18 protein-coding genes and 1 pseudogene are annotated in these 20061 nt (G+C 42.1%); 3 read left to right on the top strand and 16 right to left on the bottom strand.

Annotation, left to right across the window (positions count from 1 at the left end):
- Positions 1–166: 166 nt before the first annotated feature.
- Positions 167–745, bottom strand: coding sequence for a hypothetical protein (locus PSE7429_RS01330; RefSeq protein WP_009625233.1), 579 nt, complete (start codon positions 743–745; stop codon positions 167–169).
- 716 nt (positions 746–1461) lie between these two features.
- Here PSE7429_RS01330 and PSE7429_RS01320 point away from each other — a divergent pair.
- The 3 genes and pseudogenes from PSE7429_RS01320 to PSE7429_RS01310 all read left to right on the top strand — a co-directional run.
- Positions 1462–3273, top strand: a complete 1812-nt coding sequence (locus PSE7429_RS01320; protein ID WP_009625231.1) for a tetratricopeptide repeat protein — start codon at positions 1462–1464, stop codon at positions 3271–3273.
- 131 nt (positions 3274–3404) lie between these two features.
- Positions 3405–4007, top strand: coding sequence for a Uma2 family endonuclease (locus PSE7429_RS01315; RefSeq protein ID WP_009625230.1), 603 nt, complete (start codon positions 3405–3407; stop codon positions 4005–4007).
- 11 nt (positions 4008–4018) lie between these two features.
- A pseudogene (locus PSE7429_RS01310) lies at positions 4019–4246 on the top strand (Uma2 family endonuclease); the annotation flags it as partial.
- Here the strand turns inward: PSE7429_RS01310 and PSE7429_RS01305 are convergent.
- The 15 genes from PSE7429_RS01305 to PSE7429_RS01235 form a co-directional block, all read right to left on the bottom strand.
- Positions 4229–4492: a hypothetical protein gene (locus PSE7429_RS01305; protein ID WP_009625228.1), complete on the bottom strand. Its 264-nt coding sequence runs from the start codon at positions 4490–4492 to the stop codon at positions 4229–4231. The pseudogene PSE7429_RS01310 and the gene PSE7429_RS01305 overlap by 18 nt on opposite strands.
- An 18-nt stretch (positions 4493–4510) precedes the next feature.
- A complete protein-coding gene (locus PSE7429_RS01300) occupies positions 4511–5062 on the bottom strand; it encodes a histidine phosphatase family protein (protein WP_009625227.1) in 552 nt (183 codons plus the stop codon).
- A 30-nt stretch (positions 5063–5092) separates the two neighbouring features.
- Positions 5093–6397: an MFS transporter gene (locus tag PSE7429_RS01295; protein WP_009625226.1), complete on the bottom strand. Its 1305-nt coding sequence runs from the start codon at positions 6395–6397 to the stop codon at positions 5093–5095.
- Between the two features lie 791 nt (positions 6398–7188).
- A complete protein-coding gene (locus tag PSE7429_RS01290; RefSeq protein ID WP_009625225.1) occupies positions 7189–8052 on the bottom strand; it encodes a class I SAM-dependent methyltransferase in 864 nt (287 codons plus the stop codon).
- A 34-nt stretch (positions 8053–8086) separates the two neighbouring features.
- Positions 8087–9874 (bottom strand): SulP family inorganic anion transporter, encoded by a 1788-nt coding sequence (locus PSE7429_RS01285; RefSeq protein WP_009625224.1) that lies wholly within the window; start codon positions 9872–9874, stop codon positions 8087–8089.
- A gap of 54 nt (positions 9875–9928) precedes the next feature.
- Positions 9929–11002 carry a sulfate ABC transporter substrate-binding protein gene (locus PSE7429_RS01280; protein WP_009625223.1) on the bottom strand — a complete coding sequence of 358 codons (1074 nt, stop codon included), beginning with the start codon at positions 11000–11002 and terminating at the stop codon, positions 9929–9931.
- A 487-nt stretch (positions 11003–11489) separates the two neighbouring features.
- Positions 11490–11831, bottom strand: coding sequence for a 4Fe-4S binding protein (locus PSE7429_RS01275; protein ID WP_009625222.1), 342 nt, complete (start codon positions 11829–11831; stop codon positions 11490–11492).
- On the bottom strand, positions 11828–13480 hold the full coding sequence (locus PSE7429_RS01270) for an FAD-dependent oxidoreductase (RefSeq protein WP_009625221.1): 1653 nt from the start codon (positions 13478–13480) through the stop codon (positions 11828–11830). The genes PSE7429_RS01275 and PSE7429_RS01270 overlap by 4 nt, the downstream gene beginning before the upstream one ends.
- A 165-nt stretch (positions 13481–13645) precedes the next feature.
- Positions 13646–14320: a class I SAM-dependent methyltransferase family protein gene (locus PSE7429_RS01265; protein WP_009625220.1), complete on the bottom strand. Its 675-nt coding sequence runs from the start codon at positions 14318–14320 to the stop codon at positions 13646–13648.
- Between the two features lie 133 nt (positions 14321–14453).
- On the bottom strand, positions 14454–15845 hold the full coding sequence (locus tag PSE7429_RS01260) for an MFS transporter (protein WP_100228861.1): 1392 nt from the start codon (positions 15843–15845) through the stop codon (positions 14454–14456).
- A gap of 18 nt (positions 15846–15863) precedes the next feature.
- Entirely contained in the window at positions 15864–17147 is a 1284-nt protein-coding gene (locus PSE7429_RS01255; RefSeq protein WP_100228860.1) for an MFS transporter, read from the bottom strand.
- A 263-nt stretch (positions 17148–17410) separates the two neighbouring features.
- A complete protein-coding gene (locus PSE7429_RS01250; protein ID WP_009625217.1) occupies positions 17411–18259 on the bottom strand; it encodes an Rpn family recombination-promoting nuclease/putative transposase in 849 nt (282 codons plus the stop codon).
- A gap of 78 nt (positions 18260–18337) precedes the next feature.
- Positions 18338–19090 (bottom strand): class I SAM-dependent methyltransferase, encoded by a 753-nt coding sequence (locus tag PSE7429_RS01245; protein WP_009625216.1) that lies wholly within the window; start codon positions 19088–19090, stop codon positions 18338–18340.
- A 125-nt stretch (positions 19091–19215) separates the two neighbouring features.
- A complete protein-coding gene (locus PSE7429_RS01240) occupies positions 19216–19680 on the bottom strand; it encodes a type II toxin-antitoxin system VapC family toxin (RefSeq protein ID WP_009625215.1) in 465 nt (154 codons plus the stop codon).
- On the bottom strand, positions 19681–19944 hold the full coding sequence (locus tag PSE7429_RS01235; protein ID WP_009625214.1) for a hypothetical protein: 264 nt from the start codon (positions 19942–19944) through the stop codon (positions 19681–19683).
- Positions 19945–20061: the final 117 nt, after the last annotated feature.

Here is a 20061-nt window from a genome sequence, read left to right as displayed (position 1 = left end):
TACTTATTATATGGCTTTGCTAAAGGAAAGTATGAATCGGAAAAATTGCAGGAATCAGGTATTAAACCAAATTTGATTCCTTAAGAGGAATAGTATGTATTGATGACGACCAGCCTTGTTCAAGGGTTTGCCGTATGGCGATCATCTCTTTATCCAATGTAAGGGATTACCTGATATTGAAGCGACTGATGCCGTAGCTCTCCTCGACAAGGAGAGCTACAGTCCCATCACAGAAGGGCAATCTCTTCCCCTTGATAATCTGTTTTCGATCCCACAGTTGTCTGATCTCAGCTTCCATGGCAGGTATTTCATCCTCATGACCTTGATCCTTCAACTTTTGATGCTCAAGTTCGAGATGCCGAACCAACCAATCTGGACGAAACAACGTCGCTTCCCAATCCTCAGGTTCTCCTTCTACTAATATCCAACCCGAGTTCCACACATCATCGGGCAAAGTAAACCACACCAGTTTTCGCAGCAGTCTACCATCACTAGCGTGCTCATAAACAAACCAATCCACGGAGGTATCTCCATAAACAAAAAAGATTTCTCCCAATTGTCCTGATTTAGCTTCAGTGAGAGACTCTTCGCCGAATAGCACCTCATCATCAGGAAGTTCATCATCGGGCTGATAATCGCAAAGTAGCCAAGGGGAATCGGGAAGAGGTTCAACTCTTTTACCAAAGATCTTCTGGGCATTCTCAATCGCTTCGTTACGAACAAAATAGGCTGAGTAGGATTTCATACTTCATTTACCCTAGATTTTGATGGCTTAAGCTGGCTGGAGACAGTCTAAATTATCTAAGTTAAGTAAGTAGCTAGGCGCAATTAAATATAAAATCCCAAAACCTGTAGCACATGCACAGCGTGTGCTACAGGTTTTGATTCTGGGTTTTAATTATTCCTAGGTACTTAGTTCCGCATAATTAAAAACTAAAACTAGAGAGCATACCGCCCGCTAAGCGGGCGGTATGCTCTTCTAGGTTTTAAGTTTACTTATACTTAGCTACTTATAAGTTACAGCACTTTGCGCTCAAATCCAAACTAAGAGACCTTTTGAAAGTGCTGCGAAGCAGCACTTTCAAAAGGTCTCTTTTAGCTTTTTTGATCGAAAATAGCTGTATGTTATGATGCATTCTATTAAGATGCAGATTGTTAGAATAAGGGATTAGCGCTAGAGGTATTTCGGGAAACTCAACCTTAATAAACAGCGCAAGGTAATGTAAACGCAATACTTGAACGATCTTCGTATTGCTAATCATAGAAGATCGCTATCCATTGACGTAATTCTTTTTGTAGTTGAAGATAGGAATAAGGGACTTGCGATTTAATGAAGTACCAAATATAAAACCAGAATCGTTGGCACGGCTCCGCCGTGCCAACGATTCTGGTAAATCTGGATTGGTATCTTATTTTCTCGCAAGTCCCTAAGGGGAGATTGGTATCGATAATCTCGAAAAAATGAATCCACAAAATTCGACAAATCTTAGCTTTAATTCTCTAGAAATATTAAAAGACTATCTTAATCAAGATTACGACCTTGTCTCTGAAAAACTGATTTATATCCTAGAACATTTTGAAAGAACTACTTATTTAGAACTTGCACCAGATGCACAGCACTTTATCAATGCCTTTGTCAAAAACTTCTTATATGTCTTTACTCAGCCCGATTATTGCCTGAGCGATCGCTATGCAATCCGATTTATTCAACTAAACCTGACTATATCTAACCTAGTGGCAATTTCTTGCTTTAAAACCACAGATGACTATCTAGATTTGTTAACAGCCCAGCCTCAAGATCTCGCCAAAATCCTGACTCTATGCTCCGCTAGAAACAGTTGGCAATGCGATCGCCAAGTACTTTTTGATACTAATCCAGCACTGACTAGTCTATGGTATTCCCATTATCTAGAAATTTATCGCTCAGGTTTAGTAAATGCGATCGCATACAAAAATCTCCGTGAACATATTCTTTATGAAGACGCTCGTCTAACGGGCTTCTATAAAATTGATGATGTCTACTTTGGCTCAACCTATATTGATGGCGATGACGATCGCTTACTCAAAGCCAGAATTAACAAATTAGTTCAAAATAGCCAATTGGTTAAAGATATCAATATTTCCAATCAGCCCACCCCCACAAAAATTGCTATCATTTCAGGCTTTTGGTATCCCCAGCATTCTATTTATCGGATTTTGTCTGAATGTATCGCAGCACTCAAGGATAGCTACGAGCTGACCTTAATCCACATAGGCGATCAGAAATTAGCGATCGATACGCAATACTTTAAAGAAGTTAAATATTTGCGATTTGACAACGGTTTATCTGATCTGAGTGTCATCAAGCAAAATGAATTCGCTGCCATCTACTATCCAGACATAGGCATGATGAGCGAAAGCATCATATTGTCTAACCTGCGGATTGCTCCCATTCAAATTTGTGGGTTAGGACATCCCGTCAGCACCTTTGGTAGTGAGATTGATTATTTTATTAGTGGAGCCGATGCTGAGGATGGTCGCCATGCCGAAGACAACTATTCTGAACGTTTAGTTTTAGTAACTGGATTGGGTGCAGTTAATAATCGTCCTGACTATCAGTTATTAAAGGATATTAATTCTGACAATGCCATACAAACTTCTATCAAAAGCAGCGATCAATTCATTATTAACTGCCCTTGGTACGCTCAGAAAGTCAATTATCCATTATTGCTGACTCTCAAGAAAGTTATCCAAAATGCTAAATCACCCGTTCTTTTTCGTCTTTTTTCGGGTGGAGCCTTAACTCGCAAAAATGATTTTCTACCCTTCGCCAAAGATGTCGAAGAAGTTTTAGGTTCTGCGCATGTCCATATCTATCCATATATGCCCTATGCTGAATATATGGCAATTATGGAAGAAGGGGATATCTGTCTTGATTCCTATCATTTTGGTGGCTTTAATGTACTTATCGATGGTTTGTACCTCCAAAAGCCCTCGGTAGTCTTTGAGGGGAAACGTTGGTATAGTCGCTCAGGAGCTGCTTTAATGAAGAAATTAGGGCTGGGAGAACTTGTCGTCAAAACGCCGTCGGCATATTCTCAGTTAACGCTTAAGCTCATTGGCGATCGCCATTTTTATGAGTTAATGCAGGACAAGGTGAGGCAAATCGATCTGCAAAATATTGCTTTTCAGCCAATGAATGGTCAATATTTTAAAAAAGCGATCGACTTTCTCATTCAAAATCACGATCATCTAAAATCAGAATCCTCGAAAAAAGCTATTCGGATTTCTTAGCGATCGCTGTCATAGTTTAAATATCTACAAAATAGAATTATGGTGTTAAATCTAGGTCAAAGGTCAATGATATATTTAACTAGATAAATCCTGTAGGAATCCCATTAGTTTAATCTGTGGACTTAAATCTAATGACCCAAGCGATCGCAAACAATGATCTAGAATTAATTCAGCCCTTAGCAAATCCAAGAGCTTTGACTGATGAGCAGTTTATGTCATTACCTGAAGATGGCAATCGTTATGAATATGTAGATGGAGAGTTAGTCATTGTGGCAAATTCTGGTGTGGAGCATGGATATTTGGCTCTTACTCTGGGATATTTTCTGACAGGTTTTGTGCGGACTCATAGGCTTGGGGTGACTTGTGATTCGAGTACGGCTTTTAAAATGAAAACTGGTAACAAGCGATCGCCTGATCTTGCTTTTATTGCTAAGGAACGGTTGCAAGGGCTAAAGCGTTTACCAAAGGGATTTTTTGACGGTGCTCCTGATCTGGCGGTAGAAATTATTTCTCCGAATAATACTTTTGAGGAAATCCATAATAAGTTAGTGGAGTATTTTGAGAATAGAACGCGCTTAGTATGGGTAATTTTGCCTGATGAGGAATGTGTGTTGGTTTACCATAAACCTAAGCCCTCTAAGCTTTTGCAGTTAGAAGATAGCCTTGATGGTGAAGATGTAATTCCCAATTTTAATCTTCCTTTAGCGGAGTTATTTCAAGAGTTATCTTTTTAAAAGCTAAATAAATGATGCAGACGACACCTAAGCAGTTACTAAGTTTTGACGATTTTATCGCCCGATATGGTGACAGTAACCGCTACGAATTGATTGATGGAGAGTTGTTTGATTTGGAACCAACGGGCTACCACGAGGAAGTTTCAGCTTTTATTACTACAAAAGTCTGCGCCCAAATTGATGCGATCGCTTTAAATTGGTTTGTCCTTCAGCGAGGATTACTACGTGCTTCTAAAATCTCCACAGGGCAGATCTAAAAATGTGCTGATTTGTAATCTTTGCAATAACAGTGGTAATTCAGTCTGAATTTGTTGCGTTTGCGTTGTACTGGCTCCATCTCCTGAGAGCGAATCTTGACCACTCCAATGATTAGTTCTGTAAATATTTTGAAAAGTATTCTGAATTGAAAACTCGATTCCTTGCCCTAACAATTTCTGAAAATGATAGGGATCGAAGGGAACATTTTCTCTGCGATTGTTTGCCATAATTAACTAGTTGATCTTCTATGTTTCCTGTGCGCTCCAACGTTGAATTTTTGGTGAAGATTCCCAAAACTGTAATTGAAAGACATCTGGATTTGTTAGATTTTCCCACTCAGTGTAACCAAAGCAATTATCAAAATGCTTCAAAATCAGCGTCAGTAATTTGCCGTGAGTAGCGATCGCTGTTATCTCAACATCATATTTTAAGGTATCATCAATCGCAGCAATCGCTCGATTCGTAGCAGTTCGACTAGACTCACCACCTTCTAGACAAAGATCGAGATCGACAAAAGACTCAGCTAAGCGATCGCGCCAATCGTCTAAGGGTAACGAAGACAGCGTTTGTTCTACTAGTCGCTCATCGGTATTAATCGTTAAGCCTAAGCGATCGGCGAGGGGCTCAAAGGATTGATAGGCTCGCTTGTAGGTGCTAGAAACTAATCTCTCAATTCCTAATGAACCTAGCCAATCCGCTAGAGCAAGAGCTTGACGTTCTCCTTCTATGGTTAAAGGCGCATCTGGGGCTTGTCCATAGGATTGACAATGGCGAACAAGGTAAAGTGTTTTCGACATGTTGATTTTTGATGAATATTTTGATGAATATTAAGGAGCGGCAGGAATTTGTAATGATTTTGTTTCGCGATCGATCCAACGAGTTACAGATGGTAATTGTGCCGAGAACCATACAGCGCCAAAAATACTCAAAACACCACAGATAATCAAAGCATTCGTTGCACCAAAACTATTAGCTAACGTGCCTGCAAATAGATTCCCAAAGGGCATCATTCCCACCATCGCGAGTGCATAGAAACTCATCACTCTTCCGCGTTTATCCTCCGCAACTAGAGTTTGGATAATCATATTACTACTAGTGATTTGGAGAATCGTGAATCCGCCCGTAAAGACAAGAATCAAAATTGATAACCAAACCTGTCGCGACAGAGAGAAGGAAATCAAACTTATACCGATCGCCACTTGAGCAACTACAATCAAACGCTCTAACCCTGCAATTCCTCGTCTGACACTGAGATATAAACAGGCAAATAGGGAACCTATTGGAGCAGAAGTACTAAGATGCGCCATTGTTGTGGCATTTCCATTTAAAATTTCGGCAGCAAAAACAGGCATGAGCGCAATATGCGCCATTCCCACCAATCCTTTTAAGGCAATCATCAATAGGATCGCACGGATCGGCTGTGTTTTGGCGACATACACAAACCCTTCTCGTAATTTCTGAAAAGTCTCTCCTAAGCTAGTACGGACATTGGAATGGATCGCAGGAAGCTGCATTGCTTGCAGAGTCAAAATTGCAGGGATATAGCTAATTGTGTCGTAGAGAAAACAATATTTCACCCCTAACGTTGCCACCAAAATCCCGCCCACCGCAGGTCCTAGCACAAGAGAAGAACTTAACATCACTGAGTTTAAGGCGATCGCATTACTACTATCAGCGCGCTCGTCCACAGTTTCCGTGACAATGGTATGACGCACGGGCATATCTAGCCCTTTAATCATGCCGTTGAGAACACTCAGTACTAACAGAATTGGGAAAGTAATTAGATTTGTAAAAGTCAGAATCGTTAAAGCAAGAGAGACAGCAATTCCCACGATTTGCACGAACATCAATAAATCGCGCCGACTCCAGCGATCGCTTAATACGCCCGAAAAGGGAATCACGATTAATGTAGGCAAAAATTGTACAAATCCCGCCACTCCTAACATCCATGCTGAGTGGGTCAAATCATAAACCAGCCAAGGAATCGTTAACTGCTGAGTCATGAATGTTCCAGACATCGATAGCAACTGTCCACCAAAAAATAGGCGAAAGTTCTGCCAACGCGTTGCGGGTAAATAATGATAAATGATGTTACTTATGCGATCGCCTAGTGGTCTACTCTGATTTCCCATGCAGCTTATTCGTTATAGCCTACTAATAACTACTAATAATTAGTTTAACTAACTATCTTATAATGATAGCAATTATTTAACTGTGCTAGCTAACACGTTTAACAAATGGAGAGCAATCAAAGAGAACCTGCTGAGCATGATTCGTTCTTTTCCATTTGTGCTTGCTTTTCGCCAAAATCTGTGAGACACCTGCGATTAATAATACTACGATATCCCCATCAATTTACCGTAGTATTATCATAATATCGGATCTAAATCAAGTTAAATCAAGCCGTACAATCTTGTACGATTCCTAAAGCAGATATGCCATCAATCAGAGAAAGAACGCCTTTCACAATCAATGTAGATCGGTTTATCACGTCAAACTTTTTGTTAAATTTTTCCTAAAAACCAATAATGGAACTCATATTTCATATGTCAAGAGTTGTCTAACTATAATATTATCTTATAAATTATAGGATAAATACTTGAATAAGATTATCATTATATAACTTCTCAGATAAAACAACCATTTAGTGTAATAACAAGATTTTTGTAAGTTAATGTACCTGAATAGAGTTTTATTCATCAAAATGCAGCATAAGCTTCCTAAGCCTGTACTGCAAAATAGTAAGTAGTTGGCATAGTTAAAAACCAAAACCAGAGAGCATACCGCCCGCGTAGCGGGCGGTATGCTCTTCTAGATTTTAAGTTTACTTATGCCTAGCTACTTACATACCCGATCATCAAGTGGTTTGATAGCTATGAGTTCGTCTCGGATCTGCGATCGCATTTTTGAATCTCTCCAGTAACTAAGATGGCTTAATAAACTTTAAAGTCATGCGATCGCTTTCACCAATGGCAAGATAGCGTTCCTTATTCTTCTCTCCTAGCCTTAATGTCGGTGGTAATGTCCAAACCCCATCAGGATAGTCCTTAGTATCTTTGGGATTAGCATTAATTTCTGACTTGCCAAGGAACTTAAAACCTACCTTCTCAATCTCGTCAATTACTGCCCTCTCATCGATATATCCTGTCTTAGCACTCTCTTGTAATTTGGTTCCAGCCTTTGCCCGATGTTCCTCTATGCCTAAAATGCCATTGGGTTTCAGAGCCTGAAATGCGGCAGTATAGACCTGATCCGCATAACCGCCAATTATCCAGTTGTGAATATTACGGAATGTAAGAACTACATCAACGGAATTATTCGGAGCCAGAATTAATTTCTGAGGTGGATCGATCATAGCAACTTTCACCTTACCAAAGATTGCTGAATTAGCTGCTAACTTATCTTGCAAAGCTTTGGCTGGCTTGCTTTTAGTCGGATCAAGATTTGTCACAATTAGCTGACCGCGATCGCGCAAAAGTGGAGCGAGAATCTCTGTGTACCAACCGTTCCCTGGCCATAGCTCAACTATTGTTTGAGTGGGGCTTACACCAAAAAATTCTAGGGTTTCAAGGGGATGGCGATCGCGATCGCGGGCGCGATTTTTGGCAGAACGATGGGAACTGGCAAGAACTTTTTGTAAAGTAGGATTATTGAGAGAACTTTCATTTTGAATCGCATTCGCGAAGTCCCAAGAGGTCGTTAAACTGACTGAAATCAGAAAGACGATTGTTAAAATCTTCAGGAATGTAGGTCGAAATAAGGATGGCAAAAACTGTTTTACTTTCATGGGGAAATCCTATTTAATCCTATTTAATTTGATATCAAACCAGATAATAAAGCGATGCTCTTCGATCTTCTTGGGTTTTGATCGCGGCACAATGTTCACAATTGTTAGCGTCATCACCTAGCAGTTCATAGGCATATCGCACAGCTTTCAGAGTTGCTGAATCTGTATCATCATTCTCTTGTTCTATAAAAATCTGATTTTCAGGGAACCACTCTTTAAACCCAGCGCGACTAAAGGCTTGATCCAACTCAGGACGGACACCTGCGAGTACTACGGTGATACCGCGTTTGTGAGCTTGGTGGAGAAAATGCTCGATCCGTTCAAGGCAGACAATATCGGAGTTGCGAACTCGCTTGAGGCGGAGAACGATAAAACGGACATCCGCACCGATGGCTCTATTTATCAGTTCCTCAAGATAGCGATCTAGGTCGGGTGCTGCTCCAAAGAAAATTTCGCCTTCGAGATCAAAGAGAAGAACGGAAGTGCAAGGCGGATCGATAGAAAGCTTCTCACGCACGATTCCTTCATTATTAATTACTAGTTCTGCTCCCTTAAGTTTGGCAGCACGGGGGACAAATAGGAGAATCGAAAGAGCAACTCCCGTCAAAATTGAGTATTCAATATCCACAAAAATAGCTGTAAAGACGGTGATCAGCACTAAACCAGCATCAAATAGTGAAGCTTTAAAGGTATAGCGCAACCGCTTTAGATCGATCAAACGGGCTGCTGTGATGATCAGTAACCCCGATAAGGCTGCCTTGGGAATAAATTTTGTTAAAGGAGCTAGGGTCAGAATTGCGACAGCTACAACTGTTGCCGCGATTACACCTGAAAAGCGTGTCTTTGCACCTGCTTGGAAATTGATCGCGGAACGGCTTAAGGAACCCGATCCTGGTAAGCTTTGAAGGAATCCACCCCCTAGATTGGCAAATCCTTCCGCAAGACATTGCTGATTGTAGTCAAGAACTTGTCCAGTTTGATTGGCAATGGATTTGGCGATCGCTAAAGCTTCTAATAAACCAAGGAAGGCGATCGCAAAAGCGCCACGGGAAAGCTGACCAACCCAAGCAAACTTAATTTCAGGAATATGGGGTAGAGGCAAGCTGGCAGGTACTGAAGCCGATACCGCCACCAAAGTTTTGCCACCATTGGGAACAGTCCAGCCCAAGAGATAAGCGCCAACGGATACGAAGATCAGCACAAATAACATATCAAATTGCGGCAGTCCGTACTTACGCACCACTTGGCGTAAGGCTAAAGCCAATACAATCGTGACAATCGTTATTCCCAAAGCCTGATAATTGGGACTACCTCCTGTCAAGGTGAGCCAGAGGCGATAGAAAACTTGATCGTGGGCAGTTCCTTTTTCGCGGATGCCAAGAGCATTGCCTATTTGCCCGATCGCCAATAGTACCGAAGCTCCTGTCATAAATCCCAAAATCACCGACTCAGAAATGTAGCGCGTCAAGTCGCCTAGTTTAAACACAGCAATTAAAATCTGAATACAACCGACCATGATCCCTAATAGAAACATTCCTTCATAGGCATCAAGACGAGCATCGGGTTCAAAAAATCCCAAAGTACTAAATACCACAAGGGAAATGGCACTAGTTGGACCATTGATCAAATGAGAAGACGAGCCGAAGATCGAAGCGATCGCCGTAACAAAAATCGCAGAATACAGTCCAAAGCGAGGATCTACGCCAGCAATGAGGGCATAGGCGATGCCCTGTGGTAAGGCGATCGCCGCAACGGTTAGGGCAGCAATCACATCTGCACGACCCTTACCCAAGTTGTAGTTTAAATATTTTAAATAGCTCATTTTAGTTCCATTAAGCAAGCTAAGCTTTACCTTTCTTTTAATTGTTTATATTCTCTATTTAGCCTTTGGCTTATAAACGCGATCAATGATGCCGTTATCACCAAAAAACTTTTGTTTCGCATCGTCCCAATCCTTGGCAATAAGAGTGATGGGGAATAGCTCAATCTGACCAAACTGACTACTATATTTATTCAGAATTTCTTGGTTAATTGGACGATAGCCAAACTTAGCGATCGTTTCCTGAGCCTGATCCGTAAATAGAAATTCTAAATATGCTTTCGCTTCGGCAGCATTCTTATGCTGTGCCGTATTCTTATCAACCCATACCACGTAAGGCTGAGCGAGAATACTGGCTGAAGGATAAACAATTTGCAATTCACCCTTGGATTCGGCAACTTCTCGAATCGCCTCATTCTCCCAAGTCAAATGGACATCACCGATTTTTTCGACAGAAAAGTTGATTGCCGAAGTCCGTGCGCCCGCAGCAAGTGAGGTAGTATGTTCATAAAAAGCCGTGAGAAAAGCAAGTGCATCAGCTTCACTACCGCCACGCTTAATTACTGAACCCCAAGCCGATAATGCGCTTAGCTTGCCATTGCCAGAGGTCTTAGGATCGGGAGTAACAATTTCCACATTAGGTTGAATCAAATCTTGCCAGTCTTGAATATTTTTGGGATTGCCTTTGCGGACAACAAAAACGATAGTGGAAGAATAGGGTTGGGAATCGTTGGGTAGTCGTTTTGACCAAGCCTCAGGAATAAGGCTCTGTTTACGGAGTGCGTCAACATCTGTATAGAGTCCTAAAGTCACTACATCCGCAGGCGCACTGCCATCGATTACTGATCGGCTTTGATAGGAAGATCCTGCATGGGACTGTTTAATCTTCAGGTGCTTACCAGTTTCCTTCTCATATTTGGCAATAAATTGTTCATTTAAACTAACGTAAAGCTCTCTAGTGGGGTCGTAGGATACGTTAAATAATTGACTGGACGTATTACCACTTTCTACATTCTTAACTACAACTAAAGTAACCGAAAGAATAACCGCTGCCACTGCCGCTAGATTAGTCCAAGAGATTCGCTGTATTTTTAGTTTGCCAAGATTCAAATAGTTTTTACTTTGGGACATCAGTACACCATTATTGCAAGGAAAGTTAAAACTTTTTTGGCATTATACATTAAATCTACTTAAAACCTATCGACTTACCGTAGATTGAGATTAATTATATTGCGTTATATAAAGTTAAGTAACGTCAGTTCGAGTTAAGCTAGCAAATTCTCAAAGCCCGTTTTAAATTATCCCGAGCTCACGTTAAATAAATGTGTGTCTCCTATAACCGAAAGAGCTATAGCCCGATTAACCATTGTTTTGTAATTTCAGGCGATCGCAAATGTACAAAAGACAGGTGCTTATATTTTGACTACTGCAATAACGCTAGATATTTCCGACGATTGTTAGAATATGGTTTTAACATCCAAACCAAAATAGAATCTTGGCTAAAAAATGCCTTACGGATACTTTCACGATTGCCACTCCAAAGATCTTCTTGCCTGAGCGATCGCCTAGATATTGAAGTCTAAAAGCTATAGCGATCGCCCTAAAACTCAATCAACATTTAACTTTGATAAGGACGGGGAAGTAACCGCAACCGATGCGCCATATCCTGTTCGCTATTGTTCTTGCGACCATAGCCCCAGCCTAAAGTACGCCGATATTCACCCATGATGCCGCGATCGATTAACTCATCCTCATTCACCGCCACATTGGTATGGGACTCTGGCGCAACATAGAGCGCATCCGCAGGACAATAGGCCTCACACATAAAACAGGTTTGGCAATCTTGCTGACGAGCGATCGCAGGTGGTTGATTGGGAACTGCGTCAAAGACATTGGTGGGACAGACTTGAACACAGACATTGCAACTGATGCAGAGTTTATGGCTGACAAGTTCGATCATGATGCGACTCCTGAAGGGATTTTGGTGGTTGCGGTAGGCGTTGAATTGGGTGGTGTGGTGATCGCTTCCGTAATCCAGTCACGTCTAACCCAGAGGCGATCTAAACCGCCCGTGGCTTGGTAATAGCGCTGATTGGGATCGGTTTCCGTATAGTCGGTGCGAATATGTCCACCACGAGTTTCCTTACGATGTAAAGCGCTGAAATAGCCCCATCTGGCGACTGCGGTGAGAGAAGCAGCTCGACGCGAGAATTCCACATCGCGCACGGTGTCTTGTTGAGGATTGGCTTGCAACTGTTCCCATAGCTTCTCTAATTTCGAGAGAGAATCTAACAGCCCTTGTTCAGAACGGAAGAAGTTTTTATCGAGGGGAAATACTTCATCTTGGACACCCTTGATGATCGCCTCACTATCGAATTTTTCGGAAGAAGATGAATGCGATCGCAGTCCCGCTTGTCCCGCAGGATAGGCTTTTCGTTCATTGGCATGAGCGCCCAAACTCAGCGCAAAGACGGCAGCTCCTGCTCCGGCCCATTGCCCTGTGGAAATTGCCCAAGCTGCGTTAGGTCCACCTCCACCAGAGGCTAAACCAGCTAGAAATTCACGGGAAGCAGCATCGCCTGCGGCGTAAAGTCCTGCTACTTTGGTAGCACAGGTTTCATCTACGAGTCTGATGCCACCCGTGCCGCGTACTGTTCCTTCCAATAGTAAGGTCACAGGCACTCGTTCTGTATAGGGATCGATATTTGCCTTCTTGTAGGGTAAATAGGCAATGAAATGGGATTTTTCAATGACTGCTTTTACTTCATCGGTAGCGCGATCGAGTCTCGCGTAAACGGGCCCTTTCAAGAGCGCCGTAGGCAGAAAGAGAGGATCGCGACGACCATTGATATAACCGCCTAAATCATTACCTGCCTCATCGGTAAAGCTTGCCCAACCAAAGGGAACGCCTCTGGTGACGGTAGCATTGAAGGCGGTAGAAATTGCGTAATGACTGGAAGCTTCCATGCTAGAGAGTTCGCCGCCAGCTTCTACTGCCATTAATAAGCCATCGCCTGTATTGGTATTGCAGCCGAGTACTTTGCTCAAGTAAGCACAGCCTCCATTGGCGAGAACGACGGCTCCTGCGCGAACGGTGTAATGGCGATTGTGCTGACGCTGTACACCTCTCGCCCCTGCAACGGAACCATCTTCTGCTAAGAGTAGTTCTAAAGCAGGGCTTTGATCGAGAATCTGTACGCCTACTTTCAGAAGATTCTTGCGAAGGACGCGCATATATTCGGGACCATAGTAGCTCTGACGCACCGATTCTCCATTCTCTTTAGGGAAGTTATAACCCCATTCTTCCACGAGGGGCATACTCAGCCACGCTTTCTCAATCACACGCTCGATCCAGTGAATGTTACCTAAGGTTTGAGTGGAGCGATAGCGATCCCATTTAGCCTTTTCCCAATTGTCTGGCGTAGGAGCCATTACGCCATTACCACTAGCGGCGGCAGCTCCACTGGTTCCTAAGAATCCTTTATCGGCAATGATTACCTTTGCACCATGCACGGCGGCTGACCATGCCGACCATGCGGCGGCGGGACCTCCACCAATTACCAAGACATCAGCGGTTAACTGAAGTTCTATTTCTCTTTCAATACACATTTTTGTTTCCTTTTTCGTTTGAGATTTAAGAATTGATGCTATTTAGACCCTTCGCTATCTATCTGCGTTTCAAGTCTTAGATCACCCTCAATCCTCCTTTACAAGGGGGAAGCAGAAAAGAATATTCTCCCCCCTTGTAAAGGGGGGGCTGGGGGGATCGTTAATCTAAGGCGTAGAGACGAGCAACCCAGCCTTTTCAGGAGTTCCTGTAAACTCGAAGAAATGCTCATCAAGAGGTTCGGAAATAGTTTGACTATCAAAGCGGTGACGACCAACTGCCATATTGCCTGTAGCGGTTAGCTGGAAATCTGCTTCAGAAAAATTGTTTTCTTGAAAAATAGCTCTCACTCGTTCAGAATAACGAAATCCATCACGCTCCCCTCTAGTCCAGATCGCAAAAGCACCCGTTTTTGCAAAGTAGGTAAGATTGCGAATCAGTTTTTGGAGAACTTCTTCATTGGGCAAATTGCCAAAAATACCTGCAACAATGATCACATCCGCAGGAACATGACCCGCAAAATTAGCGGTAAGGGTGGCATCACCGTTGATGAATTCAATCTGATCGGTGAGTCCTAATTTGGCGATCGCCTCTTTGCCACGTTCGACCAATTTAGGATCGAGTTCCACTAACCGCGCTCTGACATCTTTAGCACGGGGATGAGTTTCCAAAACCCCCAATAAATCGCGTCCATCGCCCGAACAAGCACTGACAACTTGAATCGTTCCTGCGGGGGCAGCATCAAGGCTGTCAGAGATGTATTTCTGAACGATCGCTAATCGTTGTTGTAAAAGTTCCTGAGAGTTGTAAAGATCGTGCCATGCAAACCAGTCTTTAGCCATGATATTTGGTTCCTTTAATTTTGAAATTTGGTATAAAATTTAGAGATTTTAGATCCCCCCCAACCCCCCTTATACAGGGGGGAGAAGAATTTAAGTCCCCCTTTATAAAGGGGATTTAGGGGGGGCTCTTCGATTAAGCCACAGCTTTCTCAGCTTTATTAATCGAGTGCATTGCATTGAGAATCGACTTAGAAATTAGCGGTAACTGTCGCCAAAACCAAGCCGAAGCGAGAATACAGATACTGCCAGTAACTAGCAAAGTATTGGGCGCACCGAGCCAATGGGCAAGAGTTCCTGTAAATAGATTACAGATTGGCAACATCCCAATTAGCGAAAGGGAATAGAAACTCATTACCCTGCCGCGTTTACTGTCATCGACAATAGTTTGAATCACAGTATTACTACAGGAAATATGCAAAGTGGAAATACCTCCCATGATTACGAGTAAAGGTAGAGAAATCCAGAGAACGGTCGAGAAGGCATAGGCGATCGCACATAGCCCAATAGAAAATGGACAAAGGGCAATCAATCGCTCTAAACCTGCCACTTGGCGACGTTGGCTGAGATAAATTGAGGAAAGAATTGCTCCGAAAGCAGGAGCCGCACTTAACCAGCCCAAAATCTTTTCGCCACCTTGGAGAATTTCGGCAGCGTAGATCGGTAATAGCACCACATGGGCAAATCCGAAGATGCCTTGCAAAGCCAATAGCAAGATAATCGCCTTCACGGGCAGAAAGTCAGCAACATAATTAAATCCTTCCTGCAAGCGCTTCCAAGTGCTAATCCTCTGTGAGATTTGCATCGGTTTACTAGCGGGAAGGGTCATCACTGCTAACGCCCAAATTGCGGCGACATAACTGATGGTGTCATAGAGAAAACAGAACTTCACACCCACAGTCGCCAGCAGTAGACCACCGATCGCAGGTCCCATTAAGCGCGAACAGGCAAGCATTGTCGAATTAATGGCGATCGCATTGCTTAAATCCTGCCGATCCTCCACCATTTCTACGACAAAGGCATGACGCACAGGCATATCTAACCCCTTGAGAACACCGCCGAGAATGCTGAGAATTAATAATGACCAGAATTCGGCTAACTCCAAAGCAGTGACTAGAGTCAGGGTTGCCGATACGCTAATACCGAGAATCTGCACTAGTTTTAAGAGGTCTTGACGATCCCAGCGATCGCTAAGCACTCCCGAAAAAGGAATCAGAACTAAAGATGGCAGAAACCCTAAAAAGCCTGATAAACCCAGCAACCAAGGGGATTTGGTTAGATCGTAAATCAACCAAGGAATCGCCATCTGCGTCATGAAGGTTCCCGATAAAGAGAACACCTGACCGATGATATAGAGGCGAAAATTACGGGATTTGAAGGCAGGAAAACTTTTGTAAATATTATTAGTGATGCTATTGGTGATGGAATTGGTAAGAGGATTCTGTGATGCTTCGCTTTCTGTAGGTAATTGATCAATATGATGCAAATTCACCTTATGTAGGTGCGATCGCCGTTTGGGATTTTCCATATCCATCTGTTGTCCCTCCTACTGCGCCTGTGCAGAAACTGAATGATGCTCTTGTACACCTGCTGTGACCCATGCAGCGATCGCAGGTAAGAACTTCACAAATAAAAGAGAGCCGACAATGCAAACCGCACCGCCTATAATCAGCGTATTTTGCGCCCCGATCGCATTTGCGGAAGTCCCCAAAATCAAGTTCCCAAAAGGTGACATACCCATAAAGCACATCGTATAGAAGCTCATCACTCTTCCCCTCTTTGATTCTTCCACACCATGCTGAATGACAGTGTTACTAGCGGCAACCTGAAGCGTAGAGCTAAATCCCACCACTGTTAATGCTGCTACTGAAAGCCAAAATACATGGGAAAGTGAGAAGACAATCATGGCAATTCCTAAACTGGCAGGACAGAAAGCAATTAATCGATGTAGCCCCTGAATCCCTTTACGGAAGCTGAGATAGAGACAGGCAAAGACTGCCCCTAAAGCCGAAGCCGCAGTTAAAAATCCCATTGTCGCAGCATCCCCTTGGAAAACCTGTACGGAGAAAATTGGTAGCAAGGTAGCATAGGACATATTAATCAGGCTTGCCAAAGCTAGTAGTAGCAATAGAGAACGAATGGGGACAACCTTATAAGCGTATTTGAATCCTTCCTTTAGATTTTGCCAAGGATGCTTTTTGTGGGATTCGATTTTACGAGGAGCGATCCGCATCGCAAATAGGGCAGCTAATACAGCGATGTAACTGACGCTGTCATAGAGGAAACAGAACCCCGCACCAACTGAAGCGATCGCAATTCCGCCCATCGCAGGACCTAATAGCCGCGCCGTATTCAGAAACGCATAGTTGAGCGAGATTGCGCTATTCATTTCTTCGCGATTGACAATATCTGTCACAAAAGCATGGCGAATCGGCACATCTAAGCCCTTAAGCACACCTCCAAGGGTTCCTAATAATAGCAAGACCCAGAAATTCGCCCATCCCAAAAAGCTAGTAACCATCAAGGCGATCGAGATCGAAATCCCAAATATCTGCAACAAAATCATCAAGTATTTGCGATCGTAGCGATCGGCAAGAATACCTGAGACAGGAGCGAGGAGAAATACGGGCAACTGCCCAAAAAATCCTGCTATACCCAGTAATAACGCTGAATCTGTGACCTTGTAAATCAGCCAGAGAACGGCAACTTGGGTCATAAAGCTACCCGTCATCGATAAGCTTTGACCAGCAAAGTAGAGTCGATAGTTACGCGATCTAAATGCTGGCAGATCCACATTAAAATTGAACCAGCCCATTGCTCTTTTTGCCATGCGGATAGTTTTTACGAGACTAATTGTTAGATAATCTAAATAATAGATAGACAAACATCTTCTGGCATGATTATAGATTTAGTCAAGTTAGCTACGTTACAAATATTCAGAAAAAAGGGATTAATTAATGAGCCTACTAGCGATCGCTATCGCTTGCCCGTCTAGCAGTTAAGATGCAGAGATCGTGTTATGGCAATGGTAAGTAGAAAATGCGATCGCGAATGAGGATATGGCTATGAAAGAGGACATGAAAAAAGCTTGGCTTAAATCCTATTAATAGTTTCGTAGGATAACCCAGTCGATTCGGCAATAATTTCCATGGCTACATTTTGCTCTTTCAATGCTTTGGCAACTTTCTCAATACCCTTCTCAATACCTTTCTCAATACCGACCTTTTCACCTTCTTCAAAAGCTGCGTCAAATACGTTTTTCACTTCTAAATACTGGACTAAGCTCTTTTTATATTGTTCATACTGCTCTAGATTTAAGTGCGATATTTCGGCGATTTCAAATCCTTTTTGAAAGATTGGTTCATTGAGTATTGCTGGTATGTGATTAAAACTTTCTAGGTTCTTTAAAAAATACAGCCATTTATCGAAGTGAGTTACCAGTTCATTTTCTTGTTTGTTGAATAGCGGCATTTGTAAAAACTTAAAATTTAATTTATCGAAAAATATATCTCCATCTTGGTCTTTGAGACATACATCGCGCCTAAACTTGGATGTGGTATTTTCATCGTACTCAAAATCTAATATGGCAATAAAATAGATTGGTAATAAATAGAAATTCCAATCACCTTTTTCTGATTGTTCTCGAATTGGGAATGTAGAATAGAATAAGGCTCTATCTTTGAAATACTTGATTTTCGCTTTTTGCATTTCCACAATAAACTTATCGCCAGTTTTGCTTTCGCAGTAAATATCAAAAATGGCTCTGCGCTCTGTTACTGTGTCGGCAAGATTTTCAGAATTTTTAAATGTTAATTGTTGAATTTGATGATGTATTGGTAAAAGTTGATTGAGAAAATCGATGAGCAAATCCTTACTGCCTTCTTCGCCGAACAGTTTCTTAAAGCCAAAATCAGTATAGGGATTAAAGTATCTCGCAACCATAATTATTTCTCAAAGTATGTGCGTATTTAGATGTGAAGACTTTGTATAATACTTCTTATATAGCACAAAAGATGGTCTCTATGCAGACTTTCTACTGGCTTTTAAAAACAAAGGCCATTGCACTAATTTAGTTGTATCAGGCTCATTCCAGATTGTTTTCAATTTTAGCTCCAGTTGCTCAACTGGGTCGTTGCCAAGTTCTACTGAATAGCGTTTCACCGCAGACCAAGTACGGTAATACCCTAATAATTGCTCTAAATTCCATTCTACCTTCATTGAAAAATTGTTTTGGATGTTAATTTCATCAAACGGAAGGACTAAATCACGATAGCGATTCCTTAGTTGGTGATTGCCGCTTGCCCAAAATCGGTCGATCGGCTCAAGTAAATTCTTAGTAGTAACTTCATCAATTTCGGGTTCAATTTCTAACCGACCATAACCCCAAACAGCTAAAATACCTTTTGGCTTTAGTACTCGTTCCACTTCTTGAAAAAACTTTTCTTGGTCAAACCAGTGTATTGCTAAAGCTACCGTAACCAAATCAAATGACTGGTTTTCAAATGGAGTATGTTCGGCAGGAGAAACACTGTAGTTTATCTTAGGATGTGTGATGCAGTTTTGAATTTGCTCGACACTAAGATCAGTTGCTTCAATATGCGAAAAAAATTCTGCACATGAAATTGCTGCTTGCCCATTTCCTGTTGCACAATCCCAAGCGCGATCGCAATGTTCGCAAATTTCGCTCAAATATAAAAAAAGCTCACCGGGGTATTGAGGTCTATGTTTGGCATATTGTTCCGAATTGAGCGAAAAGCTTTGAATGTTGTTCATGGTTACTCCGATAAAAAGAACTGGAAGTCCAACGCCATAGTTGAGCCGCTTCAGTCAACCTTTGTTTTTTAGGATCGCTTTTGAAAGGTTGGCTCCAACGCAGTGTTGTGCTGGCTGGGCTAGAGTTAGGGGTAATTATTCGGGTTCTCGATAATTAGTCCTTCACCCAATGCGGCAGTATTTAAGTAGTTGTCTGCTGAAACAAAATTTATCCCAGCCAGACCATTTGCAATACATAAAATATTTAATTCACGCCCTGAAGCAAGTTGAACAGCATCATAACCACGCAGAGCATACAGTTCAGCAATATTTATAGCTGAATTAATTATTTTCTCTGAAATTTCAATAATCTGATATTCAGTTTGGAAATCTTGCTTGAACTGATTACGGACAGCTATTGCATCTGCAACATTAATGCTTCCATTTTTTGCTCTCCGCGTAATTGCAGAAACAATTTCTACGCCTGCAATAGCAGCAATAAAAAACTGATTACCTAGACTAGGATCAAAAAGGTTGCAAACCCAATTAGAGCCAGTTTCACTGATATAACGCTTAACTAATGCACTGCTATCCAGAAAATAGATAGCCATTTAACTACGATCCTCAATAATTGTTTGAGATATAGGATTACCCTGTATTGCGATCAAAGATCGTCTAGGTTGTTGGTGTGAATAGATTGGTTTTATTTGACTTACTAAACCTGAAGTTAGTAAGGAACTGTAAAAGCCAGCTAGTTTATCCGACTCGTCTACAGCGTTAAGACGAACGTTGATTGCCAGACTCAGCTTTTGAAGCTCTTCTATTTCAAGCTCTTCAATCTGACTGATAAGCTTAACAAGAATTGCTTGTGTCATTGGATACTAAACCTTTATGACTAAGATATTAAATATATATTATCAAACTTTAGTTTGAGTAGTTCGGCATAATTAAAAACCAAAACCTAGAAGAGCATACCGCCCGCTGCGCGGGCG

The sequence above is a fragment of the Pseudanabaena biceps PCC 7429 genome, from assembly GCF_000332215.1.
Classification (GTDB): domain Bacteria; phylum Cyanobacteriota; class Cyanobacteriia; order Pseudanabaenales; family Pseudanabaenaceae; genus Pseudanabaena; species Pseudanabaena biceps.
This window is presented reverse-complemented; position numbering and strand designations above follow the sequence as displayed.